Origin of the sequence: Oceanisphaera sp. W20_SRM_FM3, assembly GCF_052119705.1 — a bacterium.
Taxonomy (GTDB): Bacteria; Pseudomonadota; Gammaproteobacteria; order Enterobacterales; family Aeromonadaceae; genus Oceanimonas.
In genome coordinates, this window is the sequence record NZ_JBGQOP010000021.1 from 1 (window position 1) to 13,007 (window position 13,007).

9 protein-coding genes and 1 rRNA gene are annotated in these 13,007 nt (G+C 49.1%); all 10 read left to right on the forward strand.

The genetic code is table 11. The features are described from left to right. Nucleotides 1–150: 150 nt before the first annotated feature. The 10 genes from rrf to ACEN2G_RS11155 all read left to right on the forward strand — a co-directional run bounded on the left by rrf (nt 151) and on the right by ACEN2G_RS11155 (nt 12,976). A 5S ribosomal RNA gene (rrf, locus tag ACEN2G_RS11110) occupies nt 151–265 on the forward strand. A gap of 904 nt (nt 266–1,169) precedes the next feature. Next, nucleotides 1,170–1,634, forward strand: coding sequence for a bacterioferritin (gene bfr / locus ACEN2G_RS11115; protein WP_442021554.1), 465 nt, complete (start codon nt 1,170–1,172; stop codon nt 1,632–1,634). A 12-nt stretch (nt 1,635–1,646) separates the two neighbouring features. Continuing rightward, the gene (gene bfr, locus ACEN2G_RS11120; RefSeq protein ID WP_442021555.1) at nt 1,647–2,114 is read left to right on the forward strand and encodes a bacterioferritin; all 468 of its coding nucleotides are present in this window, start codon (nt 1,647–1,649) and stop codon (nt 2,112–2,114) included. A gap of 480 nt (nt 2,115–2,594) precedes the next feature. After that, complete coding sequence (locus ACEN2G_RS11125; protein WP_442021556.1) at nt 2,595–3,719, forward strand: S-(hydroxymethyl)glutathione dehydrogenase/class III alcohol dehydrogenase; 1,125 nt, start codon at nt 2,595–2,597, stop codon at nt 3,717–3,719. A 377-nt stretch (nt 3,720–4,096) separates the two neighbouring features. Next, nucleotides 4,097–4,930 carry an S-formylglutathione hydrolase gene (gene fghA, locus ACEN2G_RS11130; RefSeq protein WP_442021557.1) on the forward strand — a complete coding sequence of 278 codons (834 nt, stop codon included), beginning with the start codon at nt 4,097–4,099 and terminating at the stop codon, nt 4,928–4,930. A gap of 228 nt (nt 4,931–5,158) precedes the next feature. Continuing rightward, nucleotides 5,159–7,186 (forward strand): UvrD-helicase domain-containing protein, encoded by a 2,028-nt coding sequence (locus ACEN2G_RS11135; RefSeq protein WP_442021558.1) that lies wholly within the window; start codon nt 5,159–5,161, stop codon nt 7,184–7,186. Nucleotides 7,187–7,386: 200 nt separating this feature from the next. Further along, nucleotides 7,387–8,766 carry a sodium-dependent transporter gene (locus ACEN2G_RS11140; protein WP_442021559.1) on the forward strand — a complete coding sequence of 460 codons (1,380 nt, stop codon included), beginning with the start codon at nt 7,387–7,389 and terminating at the stop codon, nt 8,764–8,766. 444 nt (nt 8,767–9,210) lie between these two features. Then, nucleotides 9,211–10,617, forward strand: coding sequence for a cytochrome ubiquinol oxidase subunit I (locus tag ACEN2G_RS11145; RefSeq protein WP_442021560.1), 1,407 nt, complete (start codon nt 9,211–9,213; stop codon nt 10,615–10,617). Beyond that, nucleotides 10,598–11,608, forward strand: a complete 1,011-nt coding sequence (gene cydB / locus ACEN2G_RS11150) for a cytochrome d ubiquinol oxidase subunit II (RefSeq protein ID WP_442021561.1) — start codon at nt 10,598–10,600, stop codon at nt 11,606–11,608. The genes ACEN2G_RS11145 and cydB overlap by 20 nt, the downstream gene beginning before the upstream one ends. A gap of 366 nt (nt 11,609–11,974) precedes the next feature. Beyond that, nucleotides 11,975–12,976: an META domain-containing protein gene (locus ACEN2G_RS11155; protein WP_442021562.1), complete on the forward strand. Its 1,002-nt coding sequence runs from the start codon at nt 11,975–11,977 to the stop codon at nt 12,974–12,976. Nucleotides 12,977–13,007: the final 31 nt, after the last annotated feature.

The following is a 13,007-nucleotide window of genomic DNA, read 5'->3' on the forward strand; positions in this document are numbered from 1 at the left end:
GCTTAACCATACAACACCCAAGAAGTGTGAGACCTTGCGTAACAAGGCAACTACAAAATTATTTCAGAAGACATCAGGCAGAAAAATTGCTCCATGCATTTTCTGCACTTCCGCCCTCCATGGCGGTCGCTTTCCAGATTACAATTTATGCCTGGCGGCCATAGCGCTGTGGAACCACCTGAACCCATGCCGAACTCAGAAGTGAAACGCAGCCGCGCCGATGATAGTGTGGCAGATGCCATGTGAAAGTAGGTCACTGCCAGGCAACCAATTCAAAAAGCCCGATTCGAAAGAGTCGGGTTTTTTTTCGTCTGGTTGTTTATGGGTTTTACAGCGGACTTTGGCTTATTTATACCAATCTAATACCAATCTGGAAAACTAACTGATCTATTTAGCTATCTTGTAAAAGTCGAACGAAGGGGCTACTCCACCGACACGCCTTAATAATGCCACTCATCATTTCAGCCTACTGCGAACATTCACTGAATGTTCGCTCAGACTGAAATGGTTCGTCTCGGCGAGGCTAGCTCGCCCCCTGCACGCTCAGCACATGACGTCCGACCGCTAAGGATGGCGGGAGTGTCAGCATTGCAGGAGCCTTTGCTGACCTGTCATGTGCTGGTCGCTTGAGTAGAACCCTTCATCCGCCCCTGTGCTGCGGCGTCGCCTGTGGAAACGCTCTGCAGACAACTCGGTGCTTAAGGAGAGGCAACAGAATTCGGCTCCCACGACCGTGAAATGCCAAGGAAGGCATTTCCCGAGCCCCCATGGATGGTTTATGGCGTGTCGCGGGAGGTGATTCTGTTGCCTTTCGTTCCGAGCTTTAAAATCGATCATATTTTTACTTAGATTGGTATTAGTGGTCATTACTTTAGCTGGAGTTAATTAAGCTGATAGAGACTGCATATTAAAGGATGAAGATCTTAAAGTTCGAGAGAAAAAATTAGGTAACCTATTCATCCAAATCGAATTTTACGGGTAGCTAAAAGCGGGAACTATTCAAGATGATAAGTTAATCTTACGCATAGCGAATGGTTTGTACTTGATAAGTCTAGTTGTTCTCATTTTCACTACGTTACTCAAGTTAAATCAAAGGCTTACATTAAAAGTGATTTGTAAAGCCGATGCTTAACGACTATGCTTACCTCACAATTTAAGGGGAGGGTGTTATGAAAGGCGATAAAAAAGTCATTGAGTACCTGAATCAGGTGCTGGGCATAGAGCTCACCTCCATTAATCAGTATTTTTTGCATGCTCGCATGTTTAAAAACTGGGGCTTACACCAGCTAGATGAACGCGAATACAAAAAATCTATCAAAGACATGAAACAAGCCGATAAATTAATCGAGCGAGTGTTGTTTCTTGAAGGCCTGCCAAATCTACAGCATCTTAATCGCCTGCGTATCGGCGAGAACGCCCAAGAGATGCTGCAGTGTGACAAGTTGCAGGTTGAAGAGCAGTTGGTCGTGCTAAAAGACGCTATCGCCTACTGTGAGTCGATTCAAGAATACGTGTCGCGGGCGCTATTGTGCGAAATTGAAGAGTATGAAGAAGAGCATCTGGACTGGATTGATACCCAACTGGATTTGATTGTGAGTGTAGGGCTTGAAAACTACCTACAATCACAAATGTAAGGGGAGACGAATATGAAAGGTAATGCCAAGGTAATAGATGCGCTAAACGATTTGTTAGCCGGTGAGCTGAGCTCAATGGATCAGTATTTTATTCACTCTCGCATGTACGAAGACTGGGGCTTTCAAAAGCTGTTTGAGCGCATCGATCATGAATTTGATGATGAAAAGGGCCATGCGTCTTTGATCATTCAACGCATCCTGTTTTTAGGCGGCACACCTAACATGGTGAATCGTGCTCCGCTAAACATTGGTAAAGATGTATTGAGCATGCTGCAAAGCGATCTTGATTTGGAATTAAAGGTGATTGTTGATTTGCGTAATGTCATGGCCTTGTGTGAGCAAGTGCGCGACTACCAAACTCGCGACATGCTGCAAGTGTTGTTAGACGATACCGAAAACGATCACACCCACTGGTTAGAGCAGCAAGTGGGCTTAATCGGCAAAATTGGCCTGCAGAATTACTTACAATCGCAGATGTAAATCATCAACGCTAAGCGCCCAGCACCAAGCTTAAAAAACCGCTTTCGCGGTTTTTTTATACCTTGGTAATACTTGTAGGCGCTGCTTCAGCTGCGCAATGTGGCGCAGCCACATCCCAACACCGATATTCCATATGCCGCCGTATTATTTCAAAACCATTCACCGCTCGGGGGAGATTGCATGCACCAGATCCTGCTACGCAGGATTTCGCGGCTAAAGCGCGCGACTACATTCGTGCCATCTGTAAATATCGATACCATTGTTACGTACTAGTAAAAATCATTTCCATTTTAAGTCGTTGTTCCTATACCGTGATGTAATACAATGGCAACAGCAAAATAGTCGATGTGCGGTTAGCCTTGGTTGAGCTTATCTTTAAGCCAATCGGGCTAAACAGAATGCCGCTACTATTACCTACACTTACTAGCCATTATTTCTCTTACTCACCATCTACTACCTGTTAACAATCGGAGCAAATTCATGGACATGATCAAAACACGTGCCGCCGTTGCTTGGGCTGCTGGCCAACCGCTGTCTATCGAAGAAGTTGATCTTATGCCGCCGCAAAAAGGCGAAGTGCTGGTGCGCATTGTCGCCACGGGTGTCTGCCACACTGACGCTTTTACGCTGTCGGGGGATGATCCTGAAGGTATTTTTCCCGCGATCCTAGGTCACGAAGGCGGTGGTATCGTCGAAGCCGTAGGCGAGGGCGTGACAACGCTTGCAGTAGGCGACCATGTGATCCCGCTGTATACAGCCGAATGTGGTGTCTGTAAGTTTTGTACCTCTGGCAAAACTAACCTTTGCCAAGCGGTGCGGGCCACTCAAGGTCAAGGGCTGATGCCCGATGGCACCACGCGCTTTTATAAAGACGGCAAACCGATTTTCCATTATATGGGCTGCTCCACCTTTGCCGAGCGCACCGTAGTACCAGAAATCGCATTGGCTAAAATTAACAAAGAAGCGCCGCTTGAAAAAGTGTGCTTGCTGGGTTGTGGCGTGACCACCGGCATGGGCGCCGTTAAGTACACCGCCAAAGTACAGCCTGGCGATACGGTTGCAGTCTTTGGTTTAGGTGGTATTGGCTTAGCGGTAATTATTGGTGCCGTGATGGCCAAAGCCAGCCGCATTATTGCCATCGATATCAATGAAGATAAGTTTGAAGTGGCCAAGCAATTGGGGGCCACCGACTGCATCAACCCTAATAACTTCGATAAACCCATCCAAGATGTGATCGTTGAGATGACAGACGGCGGCGTCGACTTCTCTTTTGAATGTATCGGCAACGTTAAGGTGATGCGCTCGGCACTGGAAGCCTGTCATAAAGGTTGGGGTGAGTCGGTGATCATAGGTGTAGCCGGTGCTGGCCAAGAAATTTCTACCCGTCCGTTCCAGTTAGTCACCGGTCGAGTCTGGAAAGGTTCTGCCTTTGGTGGCGTAAAAGGTCGCTCACAATTGCCGGGTATCGTTGAACAATACATGAACGGTGAGTTCGAGTTGGATACTTTTATTACCCACACTATGGGCTTAGAAGACATCAACAAAGCCTTTGACTTGATGCATGAAGGCAAGTCGATCCGCACCGTGATCCACTTCGATAAATAAAATCCAGCACTAAGCGCCGAGCACCAAGCTCAACAAAGAGCGCTGTTTATCTTTAAGCCGTCTTCCTGACGAAAGTCAGGATCTCGGTTTGGATTTTAGTGACTAAACCCATTTGCCACACTTTTTTGTTGCGAGAGTCACGGAAGAACACGGAAAAATAGTGATCAGATCCGAAAAGACTTAAATGGTAAGGGCCAACCCCCGAGCCATCCAAGGGAGGGCTCTTACTATGAGAAATCTCTTATCTTTTGTCGCCAGTGAACTGCGTCCGTGAGTTCTGCTCTTTTCCGTGGCAAAAATAGGTTTAGTGTTTGGCTATTAAATTAAACATTCAGCATTCAAAACTCAACATTCCCGCTTTGCGGGCTGGAGCTTCCATGCAAATTGTTCAACAACAAGTCTGTTTTGGTGGTCGTCAAATTCGCTACCAGCATCACTCCAATGTGCTCAAATGCGATATGCAGTTTTCGGTTTTTTTACCACCACAGGCCGAATTGGGTCCTGTGCCAGCTGTGTATTGGCTATCGGGTTTAACCTGTAGTGATGAAAATTTCTCTAGCAAAGCCGGTGCTCAGCGCGTGGCAGCAGAGTTAGGGCTGGCATTGATTATTCCAGATACCAGCCCCAGAGGCGAAGGTGTGGCTGATGATGAACACGGCGCCTACGACTTAGGTTTAGGTGCCGGCTTTTATGTGAATGCCACCCAAGCCCCTTGGAGCAAACATTACCAGATGTATGACTATGTGCTGAGCGAGCTGCCTGCATTAGTCGAAGCTCAGTTGCCGTTATCAAACAAGCGCGCCATCAGTGGCCATTCTATGGGTGGCCACGGCGCCTTAGTGCTAGCACTGCGCAACCCTGAGCGTTTCGTCTCTGTGTCGGCATTTGCCCCTATTTGTAACCCCAGTGACTGCCCTTGGGGCGAAAAAGCCTTAACCGCTTATTTAGGAGAAGACCGTCAAATGTGGTCACATTATGACGCAAGTTTGCTGCTGATGAACAAAGGCTGCAGCTTGCCGATTTTGGTGGATCAAGGTGAGGCAGATAACTTCTTGGCCGAGCAGCTAAAGCCGCAAGCGTTAGTACAAGCGGCCAAGCAAGCCAACGCCGACTTAACGTTGCGCATGCAGCCCGGTTACGATCACAGTTACTACTTTATCGCCAGCTTCATCGAAGATCACCTGCGCTTCCATGCCAAGCACCTTAGCTAAGTCTGTTTAATTAAGCATTAAGCTCAATCCTGTTAATCAAAGCCGCTTTGCGGCTTTGTTATTTTTTAAAATCCAAATCTAAAACTGAATAGTTAGGTGTTATTTTGAGCATTTAACGTCTCTGCTAGGTAATTCTGATATATTAGTCCGCATTAAAATCCCTTTAAAAATGCCTTATGATCTCGCCCTAAACGTGAGTGATGTAAGCAAAACACCATTGAGGCTGTTATGCAGATGTTTCGGGCGCATTGGTTGGCCCCTTGGTTTAATCACCCGTTTTTAGGCTGCGAGCTGACCGCCAATGGGCTGGTGTTACATCTTAAACGAGAGCGCCATACGTTGGCATGGCATGAGATCATAGCGCCACCTAAGTTGGCGCAAGGCCGGCGTTTGTATCGCATGCATTTAAGCTGTGGGCAGGGTGATATTGAGCTGGGCTGGTTGCCAAAAACCGTGGCTGAGCCTTTATATGAAGCCGTTAATCTAGCTTGGTTTCGTTTTCAAGCGGCGCGTGTTTTGCCCTTGGCGGAATCTTGTTTAAGCCTTTTAGAGCAGGGCTATTTACGCCAATCCCGCTGGCAGCGGCTGAAAAAATTATTAGCAAAAGCGCGTAAAGCTCATGGCAATCTTGATTGGTCTACATTAACGCCGCCTGCGGGTTTAAATGACAAGGAGGCTGCGACCTTAGAGTTAATGGCCAGCTTAATGGTGGCCGATGATACGTGGCGTGAGCAATGTTGCGAGGATTATTGCCAGCAAATGTTGGTCAGTTTTAGTGCGTTATTTGATTCAATCGAGGCGCACCCGCTTACCGATGCCCAGCGTCTTGCGTGTGTGGTGGATGAAGACCATAACCTAGTGCTCGCGGGCGCGGGCTGTGGCAAAACCAGTGTTATGACGGCGCGCGCCGCTTTTTTAGTGGCCTCACAACAGGCCGAGCCAGATGAATTATTGATGTTGGCATTTGGTAATGAGGCGGCCTGCGAAATGGCCGGTCGTTTGGCTGAGCGGCCAAGTACCGCTCAGGTTAAAACCAGCACTTTTCATGCATTGGGGCTCATGATCTTAAAACAGGCTCAAGGCGTGATGCCAGAGCTAAGTCCACTGGCGAGCCACGAACACGCGCGTGTTCAGGCGTTGGCGCAGTGGTTAGCGCAGTTATGCACAGACGACCAAGCCTACGCGTTACAGGTGCACAATTGGTTGCGTCGCCATCGTTTTCAAGTGTTACCTCAGCCTGACTATCAGCGAGTGGCGCGAGAGTGGGCGCCGCTCGTTGCGGCACTTAAACTCTACGGCGAACCAGATGCTCGCGAATTGGCTCCCGCCTTGGCCGAGCAGCTGACGTTAGTGTTACCGCTGTTGCATCGTTATCAGCAAGAGTTAACCCAACAGGCCCATATTGATTTTGACGACATGATAGAGCAGGCCACGGATCTGGTACGCCAAGGGCGATTCGTGGTGCCGTGGCGTTATATTTTGATAGACGAGTTTCAAGATATTTCGGCCCCCCGAGCGGCACTCTTGCAAGCGCTGCGCGACGCCGCACCTGAGTTGTCGTTATTTTGTGTGGGTGATGACTGGCAGGCCATTTATCGCTTTAGTGGTGCGGATGTGAGCTTAACGACCCGCTTTGCCGAGACTTTTGGTGCCAGTCGTATTACTAAATTGGATAAAACCTTTCGTTTTAATAATCAGATTGAGCAAGTGGCCAGTCGCTTTGTGCAGCAAAATCCTGAGCAATTACCGAAAAAGCTCAATACCCATGTGCGCAGTCAGACGCCGAGTGTGCATGTGTTACCCACCGACAGTAATAGTCAAATGGACGCTATTAGTCGCCTATTAAGCCAAGTGGCGGCCGAACAACCCCAAGCCTCGCTTTATATATTGTCGCGCTTTCGCTTTAGTTTGCCCGATGAGTCCCAGCTAACCGTTTGGCGCAAGCGCTTTCCTACTCTTAATATCGCCGCACAAACCTTGCATGGTGCTAAAGGCAAAGAAGCGGACCATGTGATCTTGCTGGGATTAAGCCGAGGCAAATACGGCTTTCCGCCGGAGCAAAATGCCACTGCCTTGTTGGACTTATTACTCCCTCAAGTGGAAAACTTCCCTTATGCAGAAGAGCGGCGCTTATTCTATGTGGGATTGACCCGCGCCCGCCAGCAGGTGTTCTTATTAGCCGATCTGCAGATCCCCTCCGCATTTGTTAAAGAGTTAACCGGTGGTGGTTATCCCGGCGTGAGTAAGTGGGAGTAGGGCGCGCCAAGCAATGTTGAATGCTCAATTTTGAATGTTTAATGAAGGTCTTAATTAAAAACTCACCATTCAAAATTCAACATTACCCGAAGGGGCTTTACCTTTCGTATGCTGTTAAACTGCGAACTTTTTGAGGCTAGGCTGTTAGCCCCTGCCAAGCCAACTTATTAGTCTAGCCCCGCAACAGGAGTGGCCACCCAGTGTCCGATAGTCAGCCAATCGCTTCAAGCTCAGCATCTAAACCCGTGTTATGGTCCAGCCGTTTTGCCTTTATTATGGCGGCGGTGGGCTCGGCCGTGGGCTTGGGTAATATTTGGAAATTCCCTTATATTACCGGCGAAAATGGCGGCGGCGCCTTCGTATTAGTCTATTTGGCATGTATCGCCATTATCGGTTTGCCGCTGATGATGTCAGAAGTCATGCTCGGCCGACGTGGTCGTAAAAGCCCGATTGGTACCATGGAAGTGGTGGCGGCGGCTGAAAAAGGCAGCAAAAACTGGATTGGCGTAGGCCTAATGGCCACCTTGGCGGCCTTTATTATCTTGTCGTTTTACAGCGTGATTGCCGGCTGGACCATGCCTTATATTATTTCGGCGGTGACTGGCGATTTTAACGATATTGATGCCGAACGCTCGGGCGACTTGTTTGGGCAGCTATTGGCCTCTCCCGGCCAGCTATTATTGTGGCACAGCATTTTTATGGGCTTAACCGTGTGGGTATCTGCTGGGGGCGTGCGCCATGGGGTAGAGCGTGCCGTGACCAAACTCATGCCAGCTTTGTTTGTATTGCTTATTATTTTGGTTGGTTATGCCAGTACTACCGGCCACTTTGGTGAGGCGCTGGGTTTTTTATTTAAACCAGATTTTTCAGCACTCACGGCGGAGAGCGTATTGATCGCCTTGGGCCACGCCTTTTTTACCCTGAGTTTGGCCAGTGGCGCCATGATGGCCTACGGCGCTTATTTGCCGCAAAAGGTGTCGATTGCGCGCACCGCAATGGTGGTGGCTGTGATGGACACAGGCGTGGCATTGTTAGCGGGTTTGGCTATTTTTCCTGTGGTGTTTGCCCATGGTTTAGCGGCCAGCGAAGGGCCGGGCTTAATCTTTGTGACCTTGCCCGTGGCCTTTGGCCAGATGCCGGGCGGTGGCTTTTTTGCCGCGCTGTTCTTCGTGTTGTTATTATTTGCCGCCTGGACCTCATCTATCTCTATGTTGGAGTCATTAGTCAGCTATTTAAACGAGAAAGGCGTAAGCCGCGTTAAGGCGGCAATAGGGGGGGGCTTCGCTGCTTGGTTACTGGGAATTACGACTGTGCTGTCGCTTAATCTGTGGTCTGATTTTACTCCGTTAGATAGCTTGGCCCGCTTTGAAGGTAAGACGCTGTTCGACTTATACGACTACTTAACCGCCAATATTATGATGCCGCTGGGTGCCTTGCTGATTGCACTGTTTGTGGGTTGGAAGATGAAACCTGAGCACTCACAAGCTGAGCTGGGAGCTTGGCATAAGGTGTGGTTTCCCATAGTGCGCTACGTCACCCCTCTCGCCTTGTTAATTGTGTTTGCGTTTAACCTGCGCTAGAGAAGTTTAGCGTTGGGCTATGTTCTCGTTCCCATGCTCCGCGTGGGAATGTAATCAGTGGCCGCTCCGTGGCCAGATCTAACAGCCCGTATAAATCTGCAGGTAGGCTGTTAGCCGCGCAAAACCGACCGCGGAGCGGCCAACTGGCATATCCACGCGGAGCATGGAGACAAGACACAAGACACAAGGTGCCATCTTTGATACACCAGAATCTGCGCTGCAGGTTTTTGCGGCTAAAGCACGCGACTACAGGGTAGTTGTGTTTGTCGGTATGCTTTGGTTGTGCAATATGGCTTGCTGCGCCAGAGCACATTTATGACTAGGCTCACATTTAGGTTGTAATTTTCTGCCATCTTTATTGTTCTATTATTAGCTAGTCTGCCCGCGCGGTTATAAATTAGACAAGCGGCCTCTCACTGCTTTATTGCCCTCCAAGGAGACATTATGGACTTAGATGCTGCCATGCTGTCGCGTATCCAGTTCGCCTTTACCATCAGCTTCCACATTATTTTTCCGGCCATCACCATCGGCTTAGCCACGGCTATCGCAATTTGGGAGGGCTTATGGCTAAAAACGCGTAATCCAGTTTACTTTCAATTGGCCAAGTTTTGGATCAAACCCTTCGCCATCACCTTTGGTATGGGCGTGGTCAGCGGCATCGTCTTGTCGTACCAATTTGGGACTAACTTTTCTAAGTTTTCCGAACTGGTAGGCCCAGTATTAGGCCCGCTGCTGGCTTATGAAGTGCTGACGGCGTTTTTCTTAGAAGCGGGCTTTCTGGGCATTATGCTTTTTGGTTGGCAGCGCGTGGGCGAAAAGCTGCATTACTTTGCCACTTGCGTCGTAGCTGTCGGCACGTGGATTTCGTCATTTTGGATTATTGCCGCCAACTCTTGGATGCAAACGCCGGCCGGGCACAAGATAGTGGAGGGGCGTTATGAAGTTGAAAGCTGGATGGAGGTGATTTTTAACCCCTCCATGCCGTTTCGCCTCACGCATATGTTGTTGGCCGCTATGTTGACCGGGACTTTCTTGATTGGTGGTGTGAGTGCTTGGTACTTACGCAAAGGTCGTGATGTGGCATTTGCACGCAAAGGCTTATCGATGGCGCTGTGGGCGGCGTTAATCTTGGCGCCCTTGCAGTTGGTGGTTGGGGATTTTCATGGCTTGAATACCAAAGAGCATCAGCCGATTAAGGTGGCGGCCATGGAGGGGATTTGGCCCGAAACCGAAGCCGGTGCGCCCTTATTGTTATTCGCCATTCCTGATATGAAAAACGAAACCAATCACTTTGAAGTAAAAGTACCTAAGGTAGCCTCGCTGATTTTAACTCACTCGTTAGACGGTGAAGTGCAAGGTTTGAAATCCGTGGCGGCAGCAGACAGACCCTATGTGCCGTTAATTTTCTTCTCATTTCGGATTATGGTCGGCTTAGGTTTCTTGATGATACTCGCCGCCGTGTGGGGCCTGTGGTTAAGGCGCAAGCATCCCCAATTTGAAAATAAAGCCTTTTTATTGCTGATGAATATGCTGATCCCGGCCGGCGTAATTTGTACCTTGGCCGGTTGGTATGTAACCGAAGTGGGGCGTCAGCCTTGGTTGGTTTATGGTTTGGTGCGCACCATGGAGGTGGTGACTCCTTTGCCTGCTGAGCGGGTATTATTTTCGCTTACTTTATTTGTGGTCACCTACAGTACCTTGTTGCTGGTCTATTTGTATTTCATGGCCAAATTAATACGCAAAGGGCCGCCGGATTTAGCGCGATTAGAGCAACAGATGGTCGATGTTAATGCCCCTAGCTTTGCGCTGGAGTGGGTGAAGAAACTGCAACATGAAGTGGTGGAGGATTAATATGGAGCTGGCGCTGTTTTACTATTTATTATTGGGCTTTGCCGTGCTCATGTATGTGGTGCTGGACGGCTTCGATCTCGGCCTTGGCATCTTGTACCCTTGGTTTAAAAGCGAAGGCGAGCGTGACCATATGATGCGCTCTATTTCCCATGTGTGGGACGGTAACGAAACTTGGTTAGTGTTTGGTGGTGTGGTGCTGTTTGCGGCGTTTCCCGCCGCCTACGCGGGTATTTTATCCACCATGTATACCCCCATTTTTCTGATGCTTATTGGGCTTATCTTTCGCGGTGTGGCTTTTGAATATCGCTTTAAGTCCGAGCGATCTAAGCCGCTGTGGGACAATGCCTTCTTCTTGGGCTCAGGGCTTGCTACTTTCTGCCAAGGCACCATTTTAGGCGCCATAGTACAAGGCGTGGAGGCCGGTGAGCAGGGCGCGCTAGACTGGCTGACACCCTTTAGTGTATTTACCGGTTTTGCCTTGATGGCGGCCTATGCGCTGTTGGCCTGTTGTTACTTGGTGATGAAAAGCCGAGGCGACATTATGGCGCGCGCCGCTCATTTAGGCCGCACGTTAGTGGTGACTGTGATGGTGATCTTCGCCATCGTCAGTCTTTGGACCTTGCTCGATAACGTGCAAGTGCGAGCGCGCTGGTTAGGCGGTATGAACTTCTTCTATCTATTACCGCTGCCGCTGCTGAGCGCCTTATTTGGCTGGTTATTGTATCGAGACTTGGACGGTGAGCCTCATGAGACGCGCCCGTTTTGGTTGGCGGTGGGCTTATTTATTTTAGGTTTCGCCGGGTTAGTGGTGGGCCTGTTTCCCTATCTTATCCCACACCAGCTAACGCTGTGGCAGGCCAGCGCGCCTAATTCTAGCTTGACGTTTTTACTGCCGGGCATCTTTATCTTCTTGCCGTTAATTTGTGCTTATACCTTATGGGGCTATCGTATTTTCTCCGGCAAGGTTGAAGACTTTGAGGATGGCTATTAATTTAGGATGCTTAATTTATGAGTTTTCGTTTATGAATAAGCAGAAAAGCTGGCTGTGGTTTGCCGCGCTCTATTTAGGTGGCGTGCTGATCCTTACCCTGGTGGGCGGTGTGCTTAAGTGGCTGCTCTCTGGCTTATAGCTCTTTCATCAATTATCTAAAGACCCCTACTGGGGTCTTTTTTATGGATGAGGGACATTGGGTGGCAGATTATGTCGCGATATCAGCGCTTTGTGGTGTTGCTTGCAGGGTTTTGCGCTTGCTTAAGGTGCTTAAAGGCAAAAAAGAGTACAGTCAAAGCACATTAACGTCGCAGTGATGCGTTTGTTGCTCAAGGACGAATATTATTATCCGATTGAGGTATTTTAATGAAAGCATTCACATCTTTGGCATTAAGCTCAGCGGTCGCCATGGTATTGCTGAGCGGCTGTGCTAATAGTGGTCCCAGTGAACAGCATCAGCTAACGGGCAGTTTGTCCTATTTATCACGTATTGCCTTAGCGCCCAATAGCATAGCTGAAGTCACTATCCGTGATACCAGTGAGGCAGATGGCAAAATTATCGCAGAGCAACGTATTGAGTTAGAGGGACAAGAGTTACCGATTCCCTTTACGCTTGAGTTGAACAATCAAAAACTCGATGCGGGCACTTACAGTTTGAGTGCCTTGATTAAAGAGCAGAGCCGCCTGAGCTGGCGCAGTGCGCCCGTGGGTGTATCTGGCAAGCTGAGCGACATGGCGCTGGGCAATTTACAGCTGCAGCAAGTGACGGATTATGAATTTAATAGTTTGATGCAATGCGGTGAGCAGCGCATTCATGTGGCTTTTGCCGATGAGCTGGCGTTGTTACGCATCAAGGACCAAACGCTGACTTTAGAGCAAGTAATAGCGGCTTCCGGCGCGCGTTATCAGTTAGCGAACGACCCCAGTACCGAGCTGTGGAACAAGGGCGACAAAGCCCAGCTTAAGGTAAAAGGCAAGGCGTATCCTGAGTGCGTCTCTGGTGCTGACGCTTCTGATACTACAGCCATACTACAAGGCGGTGAATGGCAGGTGACGAATCTGAATGGCGAAGATGTGTCTATGCCTGCGGATGCCGAAGAGCCGAGCGAAGGCAGCCTTAACTTTAACGATGAAGGTCGTTTATTTGGTCGCGCATTTTGTAACAATGTGATGGGCAACTATCAGTTAAATGGCGATAAGCTGAGTACAGATCAGTTAGCCGGCACCATGATGATGTGCACAGCGGCGCAAATGAAACACGAGCGCACCATGTTAGATGTGCTGGGCCATGCTAAGCGTATTGAGTTTACCGCCGAGGGTGAGCTAGTTATCTTTGCCGCAGACGGTAAAACCCTAACCGCACGCTGAGTTTTAGGTTCTAAAGAAGAAAATGGCCAGC